The 23,797-nt window shown below is 40.1% G+C and carries 21 protein-coding genes; 5 read left to right on the top strand and 16 right to left on the bottom strand.

The genetic code is table 11. The annotated features are described in order from the left end of the window. Positions 1-19: 19 nt before the first annotated feature. Positions 20-946, bottom strand: a complete 927-nt coding sequence (locus LG273_RS14785; protein WP_379562744.1) for an ROK family protein — start codon at positions 944-946, stop codon at positions 20-22. Positions 947-1,451: 505 nt separating this feature from the next. Between LG273_RS14785 and LG273_RS14790 the strand changes: the two genes are divergently transcribed. Continuing rightward, positions 1,452-2,753 carry a hemolysin family protein gene (locus LG273_RS14790; protein ID WP_404454892.1) on the top strand — a complete coding sequence of 434 codons (1,302 nt, stop codon included), beginning with the start codon at positions 1,452-1,454 and terminating at the stop codon, positions 2,751-2,753. Between the two features lie 61 nt (positions 2,754-2,814). Here LG273_RS14790 and LG273_RS14795 read toward each other — a convergent pair whose 3' ends face one another. Beyond that, positions 2,815-4,143, bottom strand: a complete 1,329-nt coding sequence (locus LG273_RS14795; RefSeq protein WP_404454894.1) for a hypothetical protein — start codon at positions 4,141-4,143, stop codon at positions 2,815-2,817. 488 nt (positions 4,144-4,631) lie between these two features. On the opposite strand from LG273_RS14795, the gene LG273_RS14800 reads away from it, so the two are divergent. The 3 genes from LG273_RS14800 (at position 4,632) to LG273_RS14810 (ending at position 7,188) form a co-directional block, all read left to right on the top strand. Then, the gene (locus LG273_RS14800) at positions 4,632-5,933 is read left to right on the top strand and encodes an acyl-CoA thioesterase/bile acid-CoA:amino acid N-acyltransferase family protein (RefSeq protein ID WP_404454897.1); all 1,302 of its coding nucleotides are present in this window, start codon (positions 4,632-4,634) and stop codon (positions 5,931-5,933) included. 28 nt (positions 5,934-5,961) lie between these two features. Then, a complete protein-coding gene (locus LG273_RS14805) occupies positions 5,962-6,822 on the top strand; it encodes a phosphotransferase (RefSeq protein ID WP_404454900.1) in 861 nt (286 codons plus the stop codon). 135 nt (positions 6,823-6,957) lie between these two features. Then, entirely contained in the window at positions 6,958-7,188 is a 231-nt protein-coding gene (locus LG273_RS14810) for a hypothetical protein (RefSeq protein WP_404454902.1), read from the top strand. Between the two features lie 252 nt (positions 7,189-7,440). Here the strand turns inward: LG273_RS14810 and LG273_RS14815 are convergent. The 14 genes from LG273_RS14815 to LG273_RS14880 all read right to left on the bottom strand — a co-directional run bounded on the left by LG273_RS14815 (position 7,441) and on the right by LG273_RS14880 (position 22,939). Next, positions 7,441-8,570, bottom strand: a protein-coding gene (locus tag LG273_RS14815; protein ID WP_404454905.1) for an IS3 family transposase whose coding sequence is annotated in 2 segments (ribosomal slippage) — positions 7,441-8,324 and positions 8,324-8,570 — 1,131 coding nt in all. Because the reading frame shifts where the segments join, the coding sequence is not laid out codon by codon here. Between the two features lie 48 nt (positions 8,571-8,618). Then, the gene (locus LG273_RS14820; protein ID WP_404454908.1) at positions 8,619-9,659 is read right to left on the bottom strand and encodes a hypothetical protein; all 1,041 of its coding nucleotides are present in this window, start codon (positions 9,657-9,659) and stop codon (positions 8,619-8,621) included. A gap of 228 nt (positions 9,660-9,887) precedes the next feature. After that, positions 9,888-11,150 carry a TRAP transporter large permease gene (locus tag LG273_RS14825; RefSeq protein ID WP_404454911.1) on the bottom strand — a complete coding sequence of 421 codons (1,263 nt, stop codon included), beginning with the start codon at positions 11,148-11,150 and terminating at the stop codon, positions 9,888-9,890. Continuing rightward, a complete protein-coding gene (locus LG273_RS14830; protein WP_404454914.1) occupies positions 11,147-11,668 on the bottom strand; it encodes a TRAP transporter small permease in 522 nt (173 codons plus the stop codon). The genes LG273_RS14825 and LG273_RS14830 overlap by 4 nt, the downstream gene beginning before the upstream one ends. A gap of 187 nt (positions 11,669-11,855) precedes the next feature. Next, positions 11,856-12,866 (bottom strand): TRAP transporter substrate-binding protein, encoded by a 1,011-nt coding sequence (locus tag LG273_RS14835; RefSeq protein WP_404454916.1) that lies wholly within the window; start codon positions 12,864-12,866, stop codon positions 11,856-11,858. A gap of 25 nt (positions 12,867-12,891) precedes the next feature. Continuing rightward, entirely contained in the window at positions 12,892-14,043 is a 1,152-nt protein-coding gene (locus tag LG273_RS14840; RefSeq protein ID WP_379562757.1) for a glycerate kinase, read from the bottom strand. 89 nt (positions 14,044-14,132) lie between these two features. Next, on the bottom strand, positions 14,133-15,236 hold the full coding sequence (locus LG273_RS14845) for a sugar diacid recognition domain-containing protein (RefSeq protein WP_404454918.1): 1,104 nt from the start codon (positions 15,234-15,236) through the stop codon (positions 14,133-14,135). A gap of 95 nt (positions 15,237-15,331) precedes the next feature. Next, positions 15,332-16,156 carry a sugar phosphate isomerase/epimerase family protein gene (locus LG273_RS14850; RefSeq protein ID WP_404454921.1) on the bottom strand — a complete coding sequence of 275 codons (825 nt, stop codon included), beginning with the start codon at positions 16,154-16,156 and terminating at the stop codon, positions 15,332-15,334. A 35-nt stretch (positions 16,157-16,191) separates the two neighbouring features. Next, the gene (locus LG273_RS14855) at positions 16,192-17,382 is read right to left on the bottom strand and encodes a dihydrodipicolinate synthase family protein (RefSeq protein WP_404454924.1); all 1,191 of its coding nucleotides are present in this window, start codon (positions 17,380-17,382) and stop codon (positions 16,192-16,194) included. Between the two features lie 10 nt (positions 17,383-17,392). Beyond that, complete coding sequence (locus LG273_RS14860) at positions 17,393-18,556, bottom strand: Gfo/Idh/MocA family protein (protein ID WP_404454927.1); 1,164 nt, start codon at positions 18,554-18,556, stop codon at positions 17,393-17,395. A 127-nt stretch (positions 18,557-18,683) separates the two neighbouring features. Continuing rightward, complete coding sequence (locus tag LG273_RS14865; RefSeq protein WP_404454930.1) at positions 18,684-19,487, bottom strand: helix-turn-helix domain-containing protein; 804 nt, start codon at positions 19,485-19,487, stop codon at positions 18,684-18,686. Between the two features lie 422 nt (positions 19,488-19,909). Beyond that, on the bottom strand, positions 19,910-20,833 hold the full coding sequence (locus LG273_RS14870) for an LCP family protein (RefSeq protein WP_404454933.1): 924 nt from the start codon (positions 20,831-20,833) through the stop codon (positions 19,910-19,912). Between the two features lie 234 nt (positions 20,834-21,067). Next, on the bottom strand, positions 21,068-21,538 hold the full coding sequence (locus LG273_RS14875; RefSeq protein WP_404454936.1) for a FixH family protein: 471 nt from the start codon (positions 21,536-21,538) through the stop codon (positions 21,068-21,070). A gap of 15 nt (positions 21,539-21,553) precedes the next feature. Further along, positions 21,554-22,939 carry a PepSY-associated TM helix domain-containing protein gene (locus tag LG273_RS14880; protein ID WP_404454939.1) on the bottom strand — a complete coding sequence of 462 codons (1,386 nt, stop codon included), beginning with the start codon at positions 22,937-22,939 and terminating at the stop codon, positions 21,554-21,556. Positions 22,940-23,189: 250 nt separating this feature from the next. Here LG273_RS14880 and LG273_RS14885 point away from each other — a divergent pair, with 250 nt between their 5' ends. After that, the gene (locus LG273_RS14885) at positions 23,190-23,741 is read left to right on the top strand and encodes a TetR/AcrR family transcriptional regulator (RefSeq protein ID WP_379562774.1); all 552 of its coding nucleotides are present in this window, start codon (positions 23,190-23,192) and stop codon (positions 23,739-23,741) included. Positions 23,742-23,797 lie beyond the last annotated feature (56 nt).

Consider the following 23,797-nt stretch of genomic DNA (forward strand, 5'->3'; position numbering starts at 1 on the left):
TTTTCAGGTGATTCTACTCCTATATTTTTTCAGTGTTTTGCCAAACTAATGCAGCAGCCCCTACCAAGCCTGTGTTATTTTCGAGCTTTGATGGGATTATACGTGTCTCTCTACCTAATGGACTTAACGCATACTTGGAAACATAGTCATTAACTGATTTGAAAAGCGCTTCTCCGACATTTGAAACGCCTCCGCCAATTACAATGAATTCGGGTTCAAGTGCATTAATTAAGGTAACACACCCCATCCCAATTCTTTCAAATACTTCTTCGACCATGGAGGTAATTTCCGGGTGACCATCCTTGTATAAGGAAAAAGCCTCAATAGAAGTAACCGATTTTTCCATTATCTCTGTACCAAGTCTTGCAATCGCCGTACCGGAAGCAACATATTCGAAGCAGCCTTTTTGTCCGCAACCACAAATACCCTCCACACGAGTGTCGACAGCCATATGGCCAATATCTCCTGCATTGCCTCGTGCCCCAGTGTAAAGTTTACCGTTTAGGATAAAACCTGCTCCAATTCCTGTACTGATTGTCACATAAGCAAAATCATTGGAATCTGTTCCAGCACCAATCCATTTTTCTGCTACTGCGGCAGCACTTGCATCATTAGCCAGCCATACAGGGATGGAAAATTGGTGCTTGAACTGCTGCACAACAGGGATATCAATCCATTGTGGTAAATTGGGCGGACAGCTGATCAACCCGTTTTTCACATCTAAGGGGCCTGGAGCGCCAATTCCAATTCCCATAATCTCATTCTCTTCTAGGCTATTTTCTTTTAAGAGTGCCTTAATCGTATGAATCATCCTATCAATCATTTGCGATGGCAGAATTCCTTGATCAGTAGGAATTTTCGTCTGAGCGGAAATGTTCCCACTATCATCTATTAGTCCTATCGCTGTTTTTGTTCCACCGATGTCTACCCCGATTGCTAAACTCATGTAAACACCTCCCATTTCATGTCTTGTGGGGATTCATATTAGTAAAGTTGCAAATAAACAGAGTTATGCGCTTTCTTTATTTTCATTAAATCATTTTAATTAATTTTATGGAAGCAATGCTAAAGACTTCTTTATAAGAATACATATATTAATACTAGTTCTGAGACGAACTCGAGCGGGTTCTATTGGAACTCGCGCAACTTTTGTTCAAAGGCGGAGCGCCAATCTGCCGAACTCGCGCAGCACCCGTTCAAGGGCGAGCACCAACCTTACGAACTCGCGCAACTCCCGTTCAAGGGCGAGCACCGCCCCCTTAAACTCGCGCAACCCTTGTTCAAGGTCGCGCGTCGATCCCTCGAACTCGAGCAAGGCAAACTTAATCCAAGTACCAATACTTTTACCAAATTACACCAATAAACAAAGCAAACATCTATCTAAATTTCTTCTTTTATGGTATGTTATTTTTTGAAAACTTTTTTTAATTTAACAATAGAGGGGATATGCTATGGAAACGTCGATGAAGCTTGCTGCGGTGGCGTTGTTAATTTTATTAACTGCGTTTTTCGTTGCAAGCGAATTTGCGATTGTAAAAGTAAGAAAATCTAAAATGGAAGCCAATGCAAATGCTGGTGATAAGAAAGCCAAAAATGCGTTAAAGCTGGTAAACAATCTTGATTACTATTTATCAGCGTGTCAGTTGGGAATCACCATTACGGCACTAGGGCTTGGTTGGTTAGGAGAGCCTACCTTAGAAGTGCTACTTCTGCCAATGCTTGAAAGTCTTGGCTTGCCAAATAGTCTAACGCATGTATTCAGCTTTTTGATTGCATTCTTTATTATCACATTTCTTCATGTGGTACTTGGAGAATTGGCACCGAAAACATTGGCCATTCAACGTGCGGAGGCAATTACACTACTCCTGTCAAAACCATTAATTCTTTACAGTAAGCTGATGTACCCATTAATTTGGTTATTAAATGGCTCAGCAAATATTTTTGTTCGGATGCTCGGGTATAAGACTGTTAAAGAGTCTGATGAAGTTCATTCCGAAGACGAGCTTCGCCATATTTTAAATGAGAGTTATGAAAAAGGCGAAATTAACCAAACGGAGTATGAATACGTTGATCGAATTTTTGAGTTTGATAATCGAACGGCGAAGGAGATTATGGTGCCGCGAGTGGAAGTAGCTGTCATCGATATTGACGATCCGATCGAAGAATCCTTAGATTTTCTGAAGCAAGAGCGATATACTCGGTTTCCAGTTATACAAGAAGATAAAGACCATATCATTGGAATCCTGCACATCAAGCAGATTTTTAACACCGATTGGACAACGCTTGAAACATTGGAACCATATGTGCATCCGGTAATAAAGGTCTTTGAAAATATACCAATTCGTGATTTATTAGTGAGAATGCAAAAAGAAAACACTCACATGGTGGTGTTAACGGACGAATATGGCGGGACGTCAGGTATTGTCACAGCAGAAGATATTATTGAAGAAATTGTTGGTGACATCCGGGATGAATTTGATGCAGAAGAAGAGCATGAAATTACGGAAAATGCTGATGGCTCCTATACGATTGACGGGAAGACATCCATTTCCGATATTAATAATTACTTTGGAATTGAACTGAAAAATGGGGATGTAGATACGATGTCTGGCTGGGTCTTCAACCAGGAGATGGAGCCTGTAGAAGGTACTGTCATCCAACTCGATAACCTTTATTTTGAAGTCATTGAAATTGAAGATGTGCATGTTGAGAAGATTAAGCTGACGATAGAGGATCAGCTTGAAGCAATATAAGGGTAGGCCTACTGCTAGAGGTTTTGGCAGTAGGCTTTTTCGTACAATACCGCTCTTTTAATTACTCGGTGCACGCATTTTGTTTGTGTGACTTTATTTTTTTAGCGTTCACCTCTTGAAGATATCGCATAATCCCCTCTTGATACCTTACCAATCTTTTAAATCCGTTGGGATCTTGAAATAAATCCTGGTAGTTTATTTCGTCATGCAAATCCATCCCTTTATAGAGGAGAGCTTGATCGACCCGATATTGCGCAAGCTGAAGGTTTATTTTAACTAGGCGAACTAGCTCCTCCTGGTATAGGAAAAAGGATTGAAAATGGGTTTTCTCCGTCTCTATAACTTCGGCAATTAGGATATTCAGCTTACTTCTTGCTGAAATCGCGGTTTCCATTTGCTTTAACCACTCCCCAGAATTTTCTCCTGTCACCACTTCAAGAAAAAAGGAGCTTCGAGCATCATTATACTGGATAAATCCTTGCCACATGACATCCTCCTTTGCAGATTCCAGCGCTTTTTCAAAAGCCGCCTTGGACTCCTGCAAGAACATCACCGTTATTTCTTTTTCGTTCCCTGTTAACTGATCAATGGAGGAGCTAATCAGCTTTAACTGATCTAATTCAAATAAATCTTTATTGTCTTTTATCGGTAATTCTCGTTTTAGGATATTCATGGCTTTTTTATTAAACATTAAGCCAAGATAATTATAGTAAATCGTTTTGGTAACGGAGTTTTTTAACATTGGCCCCCGTACCTCTAGTAATTTAGTATCTTTACCAAATTCTTGTTTTCTGGTAAGATTCTGATAATCTAGCACACCACGTATTAGTTTGACCGTCTCATCAATTAGTATTAAATTCCCTGTGTTAATAATCAAGAGCTCTTTCTTTCGTTGCTCCATGACCTTTACAATGCCATCGATTTTTCTGTTTAAATCCTGCTTCTCTTCATCTGATGATCTCGCAAAAAGAGCTGGAAAAAAGACCAGCAAATCAATAAAATACTGTAGGTTATCTGAAAATTCAACAGCTGTTTTTGATTTCTTTTTAAAGCGTAAATGTAGTTCTGTAAAGATCGCATCCTCTGTGTCCCTTAAATTGTTCGCTTGATATTCATTGATTAAGCTCGGGACGGAAAGAACATAATGCTCATTCTCAAGAATATTGCCTTCCATTTTTGTTATCTTATTCACACTATCAATTGAAATAAACGTTTGAAGGGCGATTATAAAAGCTAATGATGCAATTGCTAATGATAACAACGAAACGGTAAAGGACGGTAAATCAAGCTCTGTGCTATTACTGAAAATCCAAAAAGAGGCATACACTGCTATCCCGATAATTATGAATGCGATTGTAGAATATATCACTTGTGTTTTGGTCAATTTCAATTCTGTCTCCCCCTGCTTCTACATTATAAGGATATATTTCTCTATAATGTTCACGTACCAATTGATCAACATCTCGGTCAAGTCTCAATTTGCTATGTATTAATTGAATTAAGTTTACGTGAGATGAACGAACTTGTCCAACTCATTAAAAAAGTACTTAGAAGGTTGTACTAAATTCCAACACTATAAGAAAAGGGTATTATTGGAATCAGATAATAAGCTCGTCAATCTATCATGTAACCTCTACATATATTATAAAAATATTAACTAACAACAAGGCATACCATATTAAGATAGAAGTTAGTATGCTTTTTTGAGTTGGGGAGTAAAGTTTTCACGCTAGCAAGGGGAATTATGAAAAAAGAACTTGTATGATTAATTAAAATATATACATCTAGAGTTTATACAAGTCTGTATGGCATACATTTAACTGCAGTAGAAGTTAGATTGTTTTTTACTTTATTATCAAAAAGGAACGAGGGGAAAACATGCAACCAAAGTTAGATATTAGTCCAATAGAATCCTATATTGACGAAGATATCCTAATAAAAGTAACCGGATGCGCCGCCAACACAGAGGTCACCATCCAGGCGACCACCTATGACGAAAAAGAAAAGAAATTCACTTCACATGCTACCTTTCTAGCAAATGAACAGGGAGTTGTCGACCTCGCTGTGCAAAAGCCAATGGAAGGTACGTATGACGAAATTGACGCATCCGGATTGTTTTGGTCTATGAAGCACACAGATGCAAGAATAGATGATTACTATGAAAAGTACAATGCTGATAACATTTCGGTAACTTTATTTTTAATTGTGGATGGAATACAAGTAGATTCCGCTACGATCACCCGATATTTTTACAAAACGAGTACTAAAAAAGAGAGCGTCCAATTTGAGGAAGTTAAAGGAACGTTATTCTACCCTGTGGTTAAAGGAGAATACCCTGCTGTGATCATTTTAAGTGGCTCTGATGGTGGGATACAGGAACACGCAGCAGCATTGTTAGCTTCAAAAGGATATGTCACGTTGGCCCTCGCTTATTTTGGCATGGAAGGTGTTCCAAAAGACCTCGAAAATATCCCATTAGAATATTTCCAAAAAGCTACAAATTGGCTACAAAAACACCCTTTTGTAAATGGAAAAATCCATTTAATCGGTTATTCCAGAGGTGGGGAGCTTGCGCTGCTATTGGGAGCCACATTTGATTCCTACGCCTCCATTGTCGCCGGAGTGCCGAGTGCCTACAGAACTGCTGGGATGAAAAATGGCATCTTTGCCCCGGTAACCGCATGGACGCATAACGAGAAAGCCTTATCCCAAATGAAGTTCAACTACTCCATCTCTACCATGTTCTCTATGTTTAAAAATTGGCTCTTAAAAAAGCCCATTTCCTTCCTTTCTATATGGAAAAACACATTAAAAAATGAGCCTAAGAATAGTCAAGCTAGGATTCCTGTGGAAAATATAAACGCACCTATTATGTTTATTGCAGGAGGCAATGATCAATTATGGCCTTCCGCACATTTTGTAAAAAAGATGGAAGAGAGGCTTCAAAGATCGTCTAATCCGCATCGTTACCTTTATTATGAAAATGCAGGGCACTTTTTAGCTTTCCCATACAGCTTCGTTAACCTGCCTGCCAATGTGTATATGGTAATTGGCGGAGGAATGACAATGACCTTTGGCGGGTCAAAAGCAGCGAATGCAAATGCGGCGAGAGATTCTTGGAGAGAAATACTTGCTTTTGTTGGGGAGCATAGTTCTAGTTCTACTATAGGGGCAGGTTAGTTTGATTAACTTCAGAATGGAGGTAAACATGAACATAAAAGAGATAATTCATGAATTATTACACAACAATGTAATTCAATCGAAAACTACACAATACGAGAAGTTAAATGGAGGTACTGTAAGTGAATTGTATCTCCTACATAACAGGGACGGTACAAAATATGTCGTTAAGTTAAATGAACCACAGGTTTTAAAATCCGAAGCGAACTTTCTTAATTGCTATAAGAACTTAAAAATTATACCTAATCTTCTCTTTATCGAAAGATCATATAAATACATAGTTTATACATACATCTCAGGTTCTACAAACAATGGAAGAAAAAATAAACTAGAAATGCTTAAAACACTTGTAGTCGAACTTATAAACAATTATAAAACAGTTCCTAAAAATATGGAGTTTGGCTATGCTGATGAGTTAACAAATTCTTGGCACGGGTTTCTTGGGAATGAAATAATTGAGGTGAATAAAATTTTAAACTCTCACTTAGCAGTCGATGAATACAAGTTCTTGCTTAACACCTTTAGAAGCCTAAAAAATAAGGACATAATTAGAGAACCATTCTTATTGCATGGGGATTGTGGAGTTCATAATTTCATTTTTAATGAAGGCCAGTTAAAAGGTGTGATTGACCCAACCCCTGTTATCGGCTATCCCCTTTATGATTTAATCTATGCTTTTTGTTCTTCACCAGATGGCTTAACAAAAGAAACCATAGATTCAGCAGTTAGTCACATGACGATAAAAAGTGAAAAAAATTCAATTTTATACGAAGAAGTGATTATTGGTTTATATCTTCGTTTAGGGGCTTGTATTAAGCATCATCCAAATGATTTTGAGGATTACCTAGCAGCCTGGCACTACTGGAAGAAAGTAATTAAAAGCTTGTAATTTGAAGTAAAGTCTTATTCAACTAACGATCTCATAAATTCTATAGAATTAACACTACTTTACGAACAAGCTATTGTACTAAAGGTGCAGGATAATTAAATAGGAAAGCAACACACAAAAAGGGAGGTATAAAAAATGGACTTATTAACCTGGCTCATTATTGGTTTCATAATGATCGGGTTTGTTGTTCTAGCTTCCATGAAAAAAGGTATGGAAAGGAAGCTCGCTTTTATAACAGCAAATATGGATGACGAGGAAAGTCCAACAAAAGCCAAAACCATAATTTGGTGGGTAATGGGTACGACAGCTTGGGGAATAGTGAGTATGGGGCTTATTGTTTGGTGGTTTCATAATTATTCTGGGTAACTGTTAGGTTTAAATCTAAATGGTGCTTTACTGAGTAAGCTCCATGATTAAAAGAATTTAAGTGTTCACTATTTTATAAAAATGTATGAAATACACGCCTGGACATTGCCCCCATTTCCTATGTATTCACACATAAAAACGGGGGCTTCAACGTCAACAAGTGGTTTCTTCACCCAACATACTCCAAATAAATCTCATCCGCCGATTCAATTTCCCTAAAGTCTGGTATGTCAACACTAAACTGGACAAAAATTATAGGGGCAGTTGTTTATATTCCATTGGTGTTAAATAGTCTAAAGTTCCGTGAATTCGAATGTTATTAAACCAATGAACATAATCCTCAAGTTCAATAGCTAGCTGTTCAAGAGAAGAGAAATGAGCACTGTTAGCGAATTCTGTTTTGAACACCTTAAACATTGCTTCAGCCACGGCATTATCATAAGGGCACCCTTTCATGCTCAGTGATCTTTGGATGCCAAATGTTTCAAGTGCTTCAGAAATAAGCTTATTATCAAACTCTTTACCACGATCTGTATGGAACATTTGAACGTCGTTCAAGTTACCTTTAATGCTCGATAAAGCTTGATAGACAAGTTCTGCATTCTTATTAGCACCAGCACTACGGCCAATGATTTCACGGTTAAAAAGATCGACAAATAAGCATACGTAATGCCATTTTGTTCCAACACGGACGTAAGTTAAATCACTCACAATGACAGCCAACGGCTTGTCTTGTTCAAATTGACGCTGTAATTCGTTTTTTGTCAATGATTCATTACATGATGATTTATGTGGTTTATACTGTGCTACCGTATAGTTTGATACAAGTCCAAGCTCAGTCATTAAACGGCCAATCCTACGCCGTGATACGTGTTTTGGCTCTGGTAATCTACTTAATTCTTTCTTAATTTTGCGCGTACCATAATTGTTTCGGCTTTCTTTGAAAATTCGAGAGATCTCCTGAGAAATCTCTTTATCTTCCGTTTTTAGCACACGTCGGCCATTCAAATTGGCATGATAGTAATACGTACTTTTGGGAATCTGGAGGACGTCACACATTGCTGATACCGAATAGATGTGAGCGTTATTTCGAATCACATCTATTTTCGTCCCATGATCAGCGCTGCTTGCTTTAAAATATCATTTTCCATCGTGAGACGTTGATTTTCCTTACGTAACCGAGCTAGTTCATTCTCTTCTTCAGAACGATTATCCTTGGCGGCAAATGAACCTGTTTCTTGATGATTTTTAATCCAGCGATCTAACGCAGAAGGCGTGATATCATACTCTCTCGCAATGTCTGCACGCGATTTACCATTTTCATAAAGCTTCACTAATTGCAGTTTAAATTCGGTTGTAAAAGTTCGACGTTGACGTGTCATTGTAGTCACGCTCCCTTATGTTATAGTCTAAGTTTACAAGCCCTCATTTTATCTGTCCAACTTAGTGTAGCCTATCCAGTCTCTCACTTCCAGTTCAAATGACGTCATTACCTGAACAGAGCCTTCCCGCTCCAGTAGCTCCTCTTCCGTATAATGCTGGTCCTCAGGTTTAAAGGGAACAACCATATTATCCACCAAAAGGGTATCGATCGGAAGTTCTATCTCTCTACTAAGCTGAATTCCCTCAAATAGTTGTGCTCGATCAGCTTCGTCATCATACCTGAATTCATCCTCCCCATCTTCTTTCATAATAGGCGTAAGGGTTAATGAGTAGGTGTCACAAATGTCATAGATAACTATTTTTTCACAGGTCAAATTCGCCTGAAAACCCGTTTCTTCAAAGCTCATGTCACTTACTTTTGCACGGTCTGATTCTGAAAAAAGGTATGTAAAAGCATCGATGTTATCAGCTGCTAGTTTATTTGCCATGTCCTCTGCGTCCTGATATTCTGCATTTAATGGAACTGTTACATCATCCACGTGTATTTCCGACATTTTGTAACCCTCTTTTTCAGCTTCTTTTTGTACTTTCTTCAACGTTGGGATTGAGGCGTATAAAGATTCATGCACCTCTTCATCCCCTATACGCTTACCCTCAGGAAGCATCATGGAAAACGTCGGGTCCTCCGATTCCGCACCAAAGCTGATCGACGTAAATCCCTCCGCTCGAAGCTTTTCAAACATGTCCGAATCCCGAAGCTTGGCGTTCAAATCATGACGTAGCTTCACCTCTTCATAATCATCTCCAGAAATATTGCCAAATGGACTAATATGAATATGAAATGTCAACTGTTCCTCATTCTTTGCCTGGACAATCGCATCATGAACAGTAAGCCCTTTTTCAGCAGAGCCTGTTTTCCGTCCCTCATTTTCCAGGATGGTAACCGGAATATCATATTTGTCCTCTACATAGGCGATAATCTCTTCGTTCTCATAGCCATATTTTTTGGTAACTTCATTTGTTAAGTTACTGACTGTCTGGTAGCCGATAATTCCTACAACTAGAAGAATTAAGAGTATTATCCCCATCGCTAGTTTTCCTTTTTTGCCCATCTCTATCACTGCCTTGTTTTCAATATTAACTGGCTAGAAACCAGCCGCCGCCAATTGAATACTCACGTTATAGAAATTATATCACTCCTTTATAGTAATAAACCATTTTAAATCTTGGTTTACATTTCTAATCTATAAACATAGCAAACCTTGGCAGCCAACCTGGCTGCCAGGGTATTAAGAATTATTAAAGCCTCTACCCACTTACTCAAATATATCCAATAGGAAAAGGGAAAGGTCAGGCACGAACGTTATTACTAGTAAGGTGAAAATCATGACTAGAATAAAAGGGGCGGTGCTTTTTATAACCAAAGTTAAGGATGTCTTGCTAATTCCTGATGCTACGAATAAATTCAACCCAAACGGTGGGGTAATCATCCCTATTGAAAGGGCTACAATCATAATGATCCCGAAGTGTATCGGATCAATACCAAGCTGTGTAACCATTGGAAGGAACAAGGGAACAAATATCAACACTGCTGCACTTGTATCCATAAACATTCCTACCAGTAACAGAATGACAATAACTAACAACAAGAAGACGAACTCTGTATTGGCATATTCCAGAAAAATAGATGCTAGATTGGTAGGTATCTGTTCATAGGTTAAGTACCAGCTGAATACATTGGAAGATGCGATAACTAGCATAATCATAGATGAAGTGATAACAGATTTTTTCGTAACTGCTATTATATTTTTCATTGTTAATTCTTTATAAATAAATAATCCGATTACTAAACTGTAAAAGATGGCGACAGCAGCTGCTTCAGTTGGTGTAAAGATGCCAAAGTATATTCCACCTAAAACAATTATCGGTAGCAGGATTCCCCAGATAGCTGAAATAAATGATTTCCCCACTTCTCTTATGCTGACTTTTCCCTCCGGCTTAAATCCTTCTTTTATCGAAATGATAAAACTAACGATAATGAGTACCAGTCCAATAAAAATACCTGGGACTACTCCCGCAAGAAACAGATCACTAATGGAAACTTCAGCAGATGACCCATATACTAGCAAGGTTATACTTGGTGGAATAATGATACCTAGTGTACCAGCAGTTGTCATTAACCCAATTGCAAATTTACGTGAATAGCCCGCATCATTTAGCGATGGGATCATTAGCCCGCCAATTGCTGCCACAGTTGCCGGACTTGATCCAGACAGGGAAGCAAAAATCATAGAAGATAATATTCCTGCAATTGGTAAGCCACCAGTTGTCCAGCCAACTAACTTTTTAGCAAAGTCGATTAACCGTTTTGAGGTTCCTCCAGCCAGCATTAAATCCCCTGCAAAGATAAAAAAAGGAATTGCCATTAGCGTGAAAGAATCTATTCCTGCAAAAATAGTTCTGGAGAAAACATCAATTGAGATTCCTTCTTGCAACATGGCTATAAAACTTGATAACCCTATGGCTATTGCGATCGGCGCTCCGATAATTAATAAAATGGCAAAAATGACAATAATCATTTAGTTTCCCCCCCATCAGAAATCGGAGGATGACCATCTGTATCCTTCGTTTTAAAATTGGTTATGTCTTGAATAAGTAATTGAATAAATCGCAGTAACATGAGGGACCCACCTACAGGCAGTGCTAAGTACGGGATTGACATAGGTATTCCCACAGCAGGCGTGACATTGCCAAGCTCCATGACATTTGAGACAGTAATAGCCCCTGACCAAATAAGCACGACACTAAAGGTTATTCCTGTTAAATTAGCTAAAATAGAAAAGATCTTTTTCGGTATAGTTGGTAGATAAGCTACCACCGCATCTACGGTTGCATGTGCTTTCTCCCTCACCGCTATACTACTGCCTATCAAAATAAACCAAATAATAATATATCGGGAAACTTCCTCTGACCAAACCAAGGAAATATTAAATACATAACGAAGTACCACTTGAAGAAAGACTAATAAAGAGGCAACAAGAAGTGATAACACGGCAACATATTCTTCCAAGTTGCTTAACAGTTTATTAATTTTCATGTAAATGCTCCTTTAGAATCGATTAAAGATAAAGTAAAACTTCATTTGGTGGGGATTTCCCTTCCTCCCCCACCAAATGTTAGTTGAACGAATCGGACCTTTACTTGCAGTTGATCCCCGGGGTCTTACTGCCAGTAAAGGTGGGAAAAAGAGGGAACGGTTAAAAAACCGCTCCAGAATACACTTGCTATTGATTCACCGCTTCTAGAAGTTCTTCACTACCGTCCATTTTGTTAAATTCATCATATACACTCGACATGGCATCTTTAAACGCTTGCTTCTGATCAGCAGTTAGCTCATTGATTTGAATATCTGATCCTTCCAATTCCTCCATATAGGCCTCTTCATCACTATTTGCTTCTTCCCATTGCCACTCTGTCACTTCGTTGGCAACCTCATCGACAGCGGTTTGTAAATCTTCAGGCAAGTTTTTATAATAATCACTACTAATTACTAAAGGATAAGCCATGTAGCCATGACTACTTAACGTCAGATAGTCTTGCACCTCATAAAATTTCTTACTTACAATGTTGGAAAGTGGATTCTCCTGACCGTCCACTGTACCTGTTTGTAAAGCTGTATAAAGCTCTGAAAAGTCGATAGAAACCCCACCTGCATTCACTGCCTGAAACTGTGATATGAGAAGCGGACTTTGGGACACCCTCATTTTTAGTTCATTCATGTCTTCAGGAGTTTCAATTGGGTGGACGGAGTTTGTCAAATGCTTAAATCCACCGTCCCAGAAACCTAATAGGTGCATTCCTTGAGCTTCCAATTTTTCACCTAGAATGTCGCCTAGGTTTCCATTTGTTGCCTCAAAAGCATGGTCTCTGTCTTCAAAGAGAAACGGGAGATCAAATACTTCAAAATCTTTCACAAATGTAGGTAGAACCCCTGTAAAAGGAGCATTCATTTGCACAGTGCCTGACTGCATCTGCTCAATAATTTCCCGATCACTTCCTAGCTGTGAATCTGGATAGACTTCTACTTTTATTTGACCATCTGTTCTTTCTTCAATGAGTTCACCAAATTTCTCTGCTGCCTTCCCTTTTGCCGTAGAAGGGCTTACAACATGAGCAAATTTAATCGTATATTCTTCTCCATTTTCCCCTGAAGCCGCGTCATCTTGACCACACGCTGCCAATAGCAATACCGTTAACAAGCTACCAATCACCCAATAAAAAGAACGTTTTTTCATCCTAAATCCTCCCCATTCTTATAATTTATTTTAAAAGTGTCTTCCGATAAGCATTGGATTGACTTGAAGCAAAGTGAATAATCTGTTTTGTCTGTTCATATAAGAGATGCTCAGCTTCATCCATCGCCTCTTCTAGCGTTAATGGCTTCGTAATAATTGAGAAGCAACCTGAAAATCTTTCCCTTAATGCATGTAAATCCCCTATTAAACTGCCAGAAAGCAGAATAGCTGTAACATGATGTTTTTTGGCTAGAAAGGCAACATGACCCGGAGCTTTGCCAAACAAAGTTTGGTTATCACTTTGGCCTTCCCCTGTAATGACTAGATCAGCGTGTTGAATGGCTTCTTCTAAATGCATCGTGCTTGCAATTAGCTCTGCACCTGAGACGAGTTTGGCACCAATCGCGAGCAAGGCGAACCCTATTCCGCCTGCCGCTCCTGCTCCAGGTTCATCCCTCATTGATTTCCCGACTAAATCCTCTAGTTTATCTGCATATAGTGTTAAACTTTGGTCGAATCTGGCAATCTGATCCTTACTCGCACCTTTTTGTGGTCCGTACACAACACTTGCCCCATTATCTCCACTAAGTGGATTCTTAACATCACATGCAACTTTAATATCCAGCTTGCGGATTCTTTTATCGAGTTTATCAAGCCGAATACTGTGGATGTTGCACAAATCTTTTCCAAAGCCGGTTAGTTTATTCCCTTCAGCGTCCCACGCTTCCATTCCTAACGCGAGCAGCATTCCTAAGCCACCATCATTTGTGGCACTCCCCCCGATCCCTAAAATAATGGATGTAGCTCCTTTATCTAGTGCATCAAGTATTACTTCCCCAACTCCATAGGTTGTCGTAAAATCGGGGTTTCGTTTTTCCAATGGAACCTGTATGAGTCCTGCTATATTCGCTAGTTCAATGACAGCTTCTTTCGACTCTAACAGGACATAGTAGCTTGTTATTCTGTCTCCTAAAGGCCCTGTACAGTCGACCTCCATTTTTTTGCCTGTTACAGACGCCAAGATCGCGTCACTCGTCCCCTCCCCACCGTCCGCCATTGGTTTGAGAATAATCCGGTGGCTACGGTCGAGGTCTAAGATAGCTTTTTCCATTGTTTTGGCTACTTCCATCGCTGTTAAACTACCTTTGTATGAATCTGGTGCAAGTATGATATCCATAGTAAACTCCTTTTTCATTTACATATCATTTAACTACATTATGATAGCGTTTACAATTATCAAATTGAACAAAAATACAAACTATTTAATCAATTTATTTGTTTCATTGCACAAATTTGTTTGGTTCGTACGATTCTCAGAATGCATGCATCATTAAATATTCTTGGATCCAAGCCTGTCTTTTGGTATACCTTGTCCAATCGATACAAAAGGGTATTACGATGGATATGCAATGAAGCTGCAGTTTTCTTGATAGAAAGGTTATTATTTAAAAATGCATCTACTGTTTCTAAATAAGTACTCTCAAGATTCCGAATCTTATTTTCATAGGTGGAGGATACTAGCATGTATTGCTCCGGATCGATGGCTAATGTTAACCTCTCCATCACCCAATCCCAGCTAAGGGAAATCTTGTCTTTCCTGTCTGAAAAGGCAAGCGCATGTTTTGCTTGTACATACGAATTACGTATGCCAACAAGCCCGTAACCTACCTCCCCTACTCCAAGACGCGTATACTCCCCACTTATTCTCACTAGTTTTTCACATAAGGTTTCAAGTCTCTTAAACTCCCCAGGGACAGCAATTACAATTTCACTTTCCAAAAAGGGGAGAATAAACAATGTGTCCAACTGCATACTTTCTAATTCTCTTCGTATTGCATCCACAACGTCCTGTTCAATCTTCCCAAATAGGACTGCTGTTCTCCAATCCGCACGGTAATCGATCTGCAACGAATAGCTTGCATCCTCTTCCAGTTTTTCTTGATTAAAGCCACTTGGATGAAGCAATTGGTGTAGCCAATAATTCCATTGTCTTTGTTGATAATGGCCCTGCCTTTCAATGTGAATTTGCTCCAACACAACTTCCACTGCTGTTCGAATCAAACCCGTAAATTTATAAATAACCGAGGGCTCCCCGCTCACTCCCACTCCCCCTACTACTTTATCCTTATGATTGATAGGTAGATTAACCCCCTGTTTTGTACCAGGGTATCTACTTAGCTCTTTATCCCCGATAATAAGTTCTTCATGGGTACACAGCACTTCTACTGCCCCTGTATGAAGCTCCCCAACTCTCTTTCTATCTGTACTCGCAACGATCTGCCCTTCCATATTCATAATGTTTATATCTAATTCGGTATACTTCGCCACTTTCCGAATGATTTCTTGGCCAAGCTTACTCGTAATTTGCATGTGGGCCAGGTAACCTCCCTTCATTCATTATGTAGCTGTATGAAAACGCAGGAAAGAGAATAGCTTAAGCCATTCTCATTTTCCTAGAAACGTATTTAGACATAGTGAACAAAGCGGTCTTTGATTGTTGCTAAAACTTCATCTCCTGAGAGATCCCAGAGATCCTGGTTCATAATCTCTACTTCAATTGGACCATGATATCCAGCTTCTTCTACTGCTTTTCTAATTCGCGGAATATCAATCACACCGTCCCCCATCAACTTACGGGCCTTAAACGTGTCTGTTATTGGGACATTCCAATCTGATACGTGAAAGCCTAAAATGCGTCCTTCAGCTCGTGCAATTTGTTTATACAACTCGGAATCCCACCATACGTGGAACACATCAACGACTACCCCTACCTTATCTGCTGGGTATTTTTCCGCAATGGTCAATGCTTCTCCTAACGTTACAACAACGGAACGATCAGCAGCATACATCGGATGAAGCGGTTCGATTCCTAATTTCACACCATGAGAGGCTGCATAAGGTACAAGCTCCTCAATGCCTTCATTTACCCATTCTCGGCAGGCTGCAATATCATGCTCAAGGCTTGAGCCACAGACGAGTACTAACACATCTGTCCCTAATTCAGCAGCTTCTTCTACGGCTCTTCGGTTCTCGTCTAGATTTTTCTGCCGTAATTCCTTGGTGGAAGCAGGAAACATTCCACCCCTGCATAAACTGGAAACTTGCAGGCCAGCATCCTTCAATAATCTTTTACTTTGTTGGAGGCCAATCTCTTCTATTTTATGTCGCCACAAGGAAATCCAAGGCACTTCAGCTTTTGTACAAGCTTTTACTGCCTCTTCAAGATTTAACTGTTCTGTTGTTATTTGATTTAAACTCATTCGGCTTAAAAACTCTCTATTACTCCCCATATCATTCACCCCTTTACATTCGAAGCCTAGAAGGCTTACACAGTTGGTATGGTAATATCATGTTGCGTTATTCCAGCCTGCATTAACGTTAATTTCATCCGATATGTTGCAAGTTCCGTATCTTGGAGTAAACCAGCCTCCCCTGCCATAACAAATAAATCAGCCAGATGGACAATTGAACGCTGGCTTTCCGCACCCCCAACCATTTTAAAATGGGACTGATGGCCATTTAAATATGCCATAAAGACAACCCCTGTTTTATAAGCATAAGTAGGTGTTTGGAAAATATGACGGGAGAGTGGTACCGTTTTTTCTAATATCGCATCATATGCGGAAAGATCTCCTTCATCCAATGCGTGCATGGCACTTGCAGCAGCAGGGGCGATGGCATCAAATATTCCTAAAAGCGCATGGCTATAACCATCTTGATCCCCCTTAATCAGTTCAGGATAATTAAAATCATCCCCCGTATACATTTTTACACTTTCGGGAAGCAATGCCCTCATCTGTATTTCCCGTTGATCATCAAGCAGAGAGATCTTAATTCCGTCTACTTTCTTTTCATTTTCTTTAATGATACGTAAGCAGACTTCCATTGCCTGGTCAATATCTTCAGATCCCCAGTAACCTTTAAGAGCAGGGTCAAACATATCCCCAAGCCAGTGGAGAATAACAGGTTCAGAAACTTTACGGAGAATATTGCTATAAACCTTTACATAGTCCTCAGCAGAGGTGGCACAAGCAGCTAAAGCTCTGCTTGCCATTAAAATAATCCGCCCTCCCGCTTGTTCTACGTACTCACATTGCTCTTCATAAGCCATTTCCACATCTTGGATGGTCACCTGCGGGCTAGGCTGTAAATGATCCGTCCCAGCCCCACATGCGATTTTCCCATCGACGGTCTTTGCTTCTTTTACAGAACGGCTGATCAATTCTTTCGCTGTTTCCCAACTTAATCCCATTCCTCTTTGCGAAGTATCCATCGCCTCTGCCACACCTAGTCCCAACGACCAGAGGTAGCGCCGGTATGCTAATGTTTCCTCCCAATCTATTTTACTGTCATGAATTGGTTCAGTGGTACTTAATGGGTCTGCGACAACGTGCGCCGCCGATATTGCAATGCGTTTTTCAAATTGCTTCTTCGGGAGTTCAAATTCATTCCCGGGTTTCAATGTATGCGTATACAATTTTCCGGATTGATCTGGTAATAGGATTGAGTTATTCATAGTGGCCCTCCTATACATTCACCTTGTCTTTAACCTTTGGAACATCTACCCAGCGTCTTTCCTTCCAAGATTGGAGTGCAATTTCTGCAAGCTGTATGCCTTTTGCACCTTCCATCAGATCCAGATCGTATGGCTCGTCTGCAACCACATGTTTAAGGAACATTTCCCATTGCACTTTAAACGCATTATCAAACACTTGATTCTCAGGAACTTCAAGCCAATCCTCCTGAAAGTCAAACGGGTTGGGGATGTCCGGGTTCCACACAGCTTTTGGCGTATTCACTCGATGCTGTACTTTACAGTCCCGAAGCCCTGCAACAGCGCTACCTTCTGTGCCATCAACCTGCACTGTAAGCAAATCATCACGGTTAACTCGAACCGCCCATGAAGAATTCGCCTGAACAATGATACCGTTATCTAATTCAAAGGTTCCGTATGCTGCATCATCCGCAGTAGCTTGATAAACTTCTCCCTTTTCATCAAGTCTTTTCGGGATATGTGTAGCACCTAAACATGATACCGAACGAATTGTACCGAAAAGATGTTGGATGACGTAACTCCAGTGCGGGAACATATCGACAATAATTCCCCCGCCATCTTCTTTGCGATAATTCCACGATGGACGCTGACCTTCCTGCCAATCCCCTTCAAATACCCAATAACCAAATTCCATGCGTACGCTTAATATTTCACCGAAAAAACCAGAGTCAATAAGGCGCTTCAGCTTCATTAAACCAGGCAAATACAATTTATCCTGCACAACCCCATTTTTCAGCCCAGCTTCTGTTGCTAGTTCTGAAAGTTTGATAGCTTCTTCCAGGTTCGTAGCGGTTGGTTTTTCACAATAAATATGTTTACCAGCTGCAATCGCTTTCCGGATGCCTTCCGCTCTCCTCACCGTTGTCTGAGAATCAAAGTATATTAGATTGTAATCGTCAGCTAGTGCCTCCTCAAGATCTGTAGTCCAACGCGATAGGCCATGCATGGTCGCCAACTCTTCCAACCTGGTTTCGCGTCTTCCCACAAGGATTGGATCTGGCATCACAACGTTCCCATTGGCTAGCTCGATTCCTCCCTGCTCCCTAATCGCCACAATCGAACGAATCAAGTGTTGATTGGTACCCATGCGCCCCGTTACGCCGTTCATAATAATCCCAATATGCTGTATCTCCATCCCAATTCCTCCTTTATATTCTTCCTATCCTTATCATAGAGCTTTGATTAGAGGACGTCTTACTAAAGAAAGAATTGAATTCTCAATTTCGGAAATCAATTAAAAAATCAAAACCTTTAATACTCACCTATTTTTTTGTAGTTGTATAATGACTATTCACCCGAAATTTATGTGGAGAAATATTCATATATTCTTTAAACCTTCTATAAAAAGTTGATAGGGATTCAAATCCTACTTCAAAACAAATGGAGGTAATATCTTTATCCGTTTCCATAAGCAATTTTTTTGCCGTCTCCATACGAACTTCATTTAAATATTTCATTGGAGTGGTTTGGTAACTCTCTTTAAAAATGGTATTCACATGGCGGGCGCTAATTCCCAGTCTTTGTGAAATGTCTCCAGCATCAGTTATTTCAAAGTAATTTTCATTTATGTATTTACGTAATCGCTCTGCGCGTAAGCTATTCGCGTTTGTTATAGTTTCATCACGCGTTGCCCTTAACAGAGTAAGCATTAATTCAGAAAGAAATATTTTAGTGGCCAGGAACTGATAGTTAGCCACCCTTGATTGCTCATAAAGCATTCGCCGTAGAAGCTGCCTGACGTGAACAGCATCAAACAAACTTAGCTCAAGAATGCATGTTTTAGAGAAATTTTCTTTTTCACGAAAGGCTTGTTGCATCCCTATGTCAAGTTGATTGATATCAAATTCCAACACAAGAACGGTCATCTTTTCTTCAGCTACGATAGCATGTTCAGCAAAAGGTGGGATGATCGCTACATGATCCTTTTTAAAAGGGTGTGCTTGATTGTTAAAAATGAACTTTCCCTTACTTTCTAGTACGTAAAGAATTTGGTGAATGCTGTGATGATGACTTTTGACTAAATCTTTATCTGAATGAACGTTTTCCTTAATTTTAATCCCGGCCAATTGAATCCCTCATTTTAAGTTAATTTTTCATTCTTTACTTCACAGAACAAAAGCGCAAGCGCCCGTTTAGAGACGTACGGACTGGACTGAACCGCAGGAGATAAAGGAAACACGGCGATCGTAGGGAGCTGATGTTGACTTATCGTACGGAGGTGAGGGAAGTCTCGCTAGTCTCTGGGTGCTGGAGCTGGACGTGGCTGTTTCTGTCTAAGAACATTATACAGCAAATATTTATACTTTCTTATTTCACCAAAAAACGAATCCAAACGCTTCTTTGTAAAAATGTTTATAACTATATTCAACACGCTATCGCTTTATCCTTCTAATTAGCTGCATAAAAAAACTGCACGCTCCCCTTAAGGAACGTACAGTTTTTAAATTGGTTAAAGTATAACGCGGAAGTTCGTGCCTATAAGCCATTTTTACGACTTAATATCCGCAATCATCGAATGAACTTTTTGTACTTCTTCATCTGGCACCATGTAATAATAAATGCCATCGATGGTTTGTCCACTCCCTTGTACCATGTACGTATCTACATTATTTCGTACGTTGCGGTAATTGGAAAATAGGTTCTTCATATCTTCAAAATCAAGGTTTGTTGCCATATTGTTTCCTAGCACATCTAGGACACCGCCTATTTTGCTCACGGAACCAACAGATGCCCCTCTATCTACAATCCCCTCAATAACCTGGCGCTGACGCTTCGTACGACCGAAGTCCCCGGAATTATCCTGCTTTCTCATCCGGACGAATGCCATCGTCTTATCGCCATCCATTTCAACAGGACCTGGTGTAAAGTTATAGGTTCCATCATTCCAGGTAAGTTCATTGTTCACCGTAATGGTACCTAGTTCATCAACAAGTTCTGCTAGTCCTTCCATATTCATGCGGACATAGTAATCCAGCTCAATATCAAGGAAGTTTTCTACCGTCGCGACAGACATGTCCGGCCCACCAAAAGCATACGCATGATTTATTTTATCTTGTGTGCCTCGACCGACAATGGTTGTACGCGTATCCCTTGGAATACTAATTAACTGCATACGATCCGAGCCAGGGTCAAGTGACAAAACCATCAAAGCATCAGAACGTCCCCTGTCCGCTCCTCTTGCATCAACACCCATTAGTAGGATGTTTAGTGGCTCCAAGTCCTGTACTTTTTTCTTCGTCACAGCAGTGTCAATCGAATCAACTGGTTCATTCATCTTTTCGTTTACGGTATTCTTTGCATCATTATAAAGGCTAAAAGCATAAACTCCTACACCTATTACTAACAACAAAATGACGATTAATGGTATTTTTAGCCAAAGTCTCCTTGGCTTTTTACGTTCAGACCTTCTCATTCTCGTACCCCTTCTCTAACCCTATCTTTATAGTAATTACTATTTTCCTGTCATTTCAAAAAACTCTCCTCTATTATACCTACAAAACTAGACAGAAAACAACACCAATTTCCAAGGTTATCCTAATTCGTTTTTTTATGATCTGCCTGTGAGGTAATTACAGACGGGCTTGCCTCCAATAGAAGAAGCTACCGCATAGTCTCTCCGACCACGCGGTAGCTCTCACACTACTACTTAATGATGATGCTCATGCTCGGCTTCTTGCGCTGGCACATCCTCCTGCAAGATCTCAAGCTCTTCGTCAGAGAGTTCTCCTACAATAAACTGCTTTTGCGGCGTAATTTCGGAATCGCCCTGTGCGGCATGAACCTTAATACTATACAAACCATCCTCGTCAAAAGCCTTTTTTACGGAAAACTTACCGCCTGGTCCTTGTTCTACCTCTTCCATTGGATAGGATAAAGAACCATCCTGTTTCCAAATTTCTGCATGAACAAAGCTTGGATCTTCCACTGTTTCCCCGTCCTGTTCAAGCGTAATAACGATTGATTCCTCTTGATTATCTGTGAAATTTTCGGGAATTTGAATAGCGGCCTGTAAAGGCGTTTCCTCCTTATACAAACTCTCGACATTCGCATTCAAGGAGCATCCGCCAAGCATGAGACCAACCCCAATTAAAACTATACGCATTAATCCTTTTTTCATGGTGCAGTCCCCTCCTTAAGCATTAAAAAACTGCTGCAATGCCGGAATCCGTTTTATAAGTAGTATATCTATGAGTAAAATAAAAATGATCGACAATCCAACCAATGGGAAAATGATGCCTAAAGCAATCAAAACGACTAAAAAGAGTTTCATATTGAAGATCCCAGCAGATTTTGGTGCTCCCGTGCCGTGCTTTGGTTTTCTCTTCCACCATAAATAAAAGCCACTCAACACAATGAGAATGATGCCAAGGCAAATTGTCAGGCTGATTAGCTGATTGATAAACCCGAACTCTGTCCCTTTATGCAAGGTAATGCCCCATGCAACCAGCTTGCCAATCGGCTCATAATTATCATAGCGATAATCTGCCAGCACAGCGCCCGAGTATTGATCCAAGTGCATCGTAATTTCATCTTTTGCCTTTGGTGGAAAAGCGGACAAGGTAAATACCCCATCTTCGCTACTTGGAAAAATAACTGTATAACTCGGGTGAACACCTTCCCGCTCGGCAGTCGCTGTAATATCATCAATTGAAACAGGAACCAAGCCCTGTATATCGGATTTTGGTACATCCAATGTCTCGGCAGCCCATGGCACATCGGCAATTTCTTGTGTTTCCACACCAGAACTAGGGGCGTCTCCTACCCAAACAGATGGTGGATACCCGACACCTGCGTTCGTCGTGATCGTCTGGAAATTAGTCCCCCAAAAACCTGACCACGGCAAGCCCGTCATGATTAAAAAGAGCATGCCTGCAGCTATCCAGAACGCCGGGACAGCATGCAAGTCCCGTCTTAGCGTCATTTCCCCTTTATGAAAACGTGGATACAGGACACCTGCAAGGCCTTTTCGCTTCCTCGGAAACCAGAGAAAAATCCCCGTTATGATAAGGACCACGCCCCACGAGGCAGCTAATTCCACAATCCGGTCTCCCAGTGTACCTGCCATCAACTCGCCGTGGAATTCCTCAATTTTATCCATGATGCGATCTTCTGCGTTCAACTCCCCGAGCTGATCACCTGTATAGGGATTAACAAAAACGGTTAACGATTCCCCCTCATAGGAAAGTCCAACCTCACTGGAACGTGTGTCATCTTCCCCTGGTCGAAAATTAGTCACCGTGGCGCCCGGATAGTCATCCCTTACTGTTTCTAGAATCTCAGAATCTGCAAGTCTCTCATCCTGTGGTGTGACATCATAGTAATCTGCATAGATAACATTCTCGATTTGGGGTTTGAACAGGTAGATACTACCAGTCACCGCTAGAATCAATAGGAACGGGGCAATAATGATTCCCGCATAAAAATGCCATCTCCATACGGTTTTGTATAAATTGGCTTTATTTTGTTTACTTTTTCTTTCCTTTGATGCGGGTTGTACCGCTTTTTCACGCATGCTCATCCTTACACCTCGTTCTATCTAAATTGCTACGTTTTTATTCGTTAGAGTTTGTGATGTATCATCACTTACGACTTCTATCTCGTTTAATCGTATTGTTTCAGGGCATGATATTCAAGCATTTTTGTGAGGTTTTTTGTTAAGATTTGTTGAACTGTAACATTTTAGACAAGACTTATGTTTTCTTTGTAAAACAACTTTTGAAATGTTATTCTATATAATGATCGTTCAATATAAAAAAGGAGGCTACTGTATGAAAAAGTCACCCAAAAAAGAAGCCATTTTAAATACAGCTGAGGACCTTTTTTATCAGCACGGTTTTCATGCAATTGGGGTGAAAAGTATTTTGGATCAAGCTGGTGTCGCTCCTATGACGATGTATTACCATTTTAAGTCAAAGGAAGCCTTAATTAGCGAAATATTAATTCGGAGAGAAGCTCGTTATTTTCAATATTTAGAGGATGAAATTAATAAAGAAAGTGGCGTACATGTCTATGTTGATACGCTTGTGAATGCCCATATCAATTGGATGGATCTGAACGGTTCGAATGGTTGTTTATTTCTTAGAGCAATGCAAGAATACGAAGGTATCAATGAAGAAATATCTACCATTGTTAAAGAACACAAAAAAACACTTTTAAATAAAATTGAAGGGGATTTGCAGCATATTCATGCACCTGCATCGCTCGGCAAACAAATATTTATTATCATAGAAGGCTCCACCTCAATGGTGCAAGTACTAGCGATAGAAGATGTTCGAAATACCGTTAAGGATTTAGTGGGTAATCTTCGGGTTAATGAGTAGAAACGGATAGTGTCGTCCCATGCTATCCGTTTATTTCTACCTTTTATTATAATGAA

This window comes from Oceanobacillus kapialis (assembly GCF_044790185.1).
In the GTDB taxonomy this organism is placed as follows: domain Bacteria; phylum Bacillota; class Bacilli; order Bacillales; family Amphibacillaceae; genus Oceanobacillus_B; species Oceanobacillus_B kapialis.

What these genes read in the sequence shown, in the direction of transcription:
- LG273_RS14785 (WP_379562744.1), bottom strand. Translation starts at nt 946, where the DNA reads ATGAGTTTAGCAATCGGGGTAGACATCGGTGGAACAAAAACAGCGATA.
- LG273_RS14790 (WP_404454892.1), top strand. Translation starts at nt 1,452, where the DNA reads ATGGAAACGTCGATGAAGCTTGCTGCGGTGGCGTTGTTAATTTTATTA.
- LG273_RS14800 (WP_404454897.1), top strand. Translation starts at nt 4,632, where the DNA reads ATGCAACCAAAGTTAGATATTAGTCCAATAGAATCCTATATTGACGAA.
- LG273_RS14805 (WP_404454900.1), top strand. Translation starts at nt 5,962, where the DNA reads ATGAACATAAAAGAGATAATTCATGAATTATTACACAACAATGTAATT.
- LG273_RS14810 (WP_404454902.1), top strand. Translation starts at nt 6,958, where the DNA reads ATGGACTTATTAACCTGGCTCATTATTGGTTTCATAATGATCGGGTTT.
- LG273_RS14820 (WP_404454908.1), bottom strand. Translation starts at nt 9,659, where the DNA reads ATGGGGATAATACTCTTAATTCTTCTAGTTGTAGGAATTATCGGCTAC.
- LG273_RS14825 (WP_404454911.1), bottom strand. Translation starts at nt 11,150, where the DNA reads ATGATTATTGTCATTTTTGCCATTTTATTAATTATCGGAGCGCCGATC.
- LG273_RS14830 (WP_404454914.1), bottom strand. Translation starts at nt 11,668, where the DNA reads ATGAAAATTAATAAACTGTTAAGCAACTTGGAAGAATATGTTGCCGTG.
- LG273_RS14835 (WP_404454916.1), bottom strand. Translation starts at nt 12,866, where the DNA reads ATGAAAAAACGTTCTTTTTATTGGGTGATTGGTAGCTTGTTAACGGTA.
- LG273_RS14840 (WP_379562757.1), bottom strand. Translation starts at nt 14,043, where the DNA reads ATGGATATCATACTTGCACCAGATTCATACAAAGGTAGTTTAACAGCG.
- LG273_RS14845 (WP_404454918.1), bottom strand. Translation starts at nt 15,236, where the DNA reads ATGCAAATTACGAGTAAGCTTGGCCAAGAAATCATTCGGAAAGTGGCG.
- LG273_RS14850 (WP_404454921.1), bottom strand. Translation starts at nt 16,156, where the DNA reads ATGGGGAGTAATAGAGAGTTTTTAAGCCGAATGAGTTTAAATCAAATA.
- LG273_RS14855 (WP_404454924.1), bottom strand. Translation starts at nt 17,382, where the DNA reads ATGAATAACTCAATCCTATTACCAGATCAATCCGGAAAATTGTATACG.
- LG273_RS14860 (WP_404454927.1), bottom strand. Translation starts at nt 18,556, where the DNA reads ATGGAGATACAGCATATTGGGATTATTATGAACGGCGTAACGGGGCGC.
- LG273_RS14870 (WP_404454933.1), bottom strand. Translation starts at nt 20,833, where the DNA reads ATGAGAAGGTCTGAACGTAAAAAGCCAAGGAGACTTTGGCTAAAAATA.
- LG273_RS14875 (WP_404454936.1), bottom strand. Translation starts at nt 21,538, where the DNA reads ATGAAAAAAGGATTAATGCGTATAGTTTTAATTGGGGTTGGTCTCATG.
- LG273_RS14880 (WP_404454939.1), bottom strand. Translation starts at nt 22,939, where the DNA reads ATGAGCATGCGTGAAAAAGCGGTACAACCCGCATCAAAGGAAAGAAAA.
- LG273_RS14885 (WP_379562774.1), top strand. Translation starts at nt 23,190, where the DNA reads ATGAAAAAGTCACCCAAAAAAGAAGCCATTTTAAATACAGCTGAGGAC.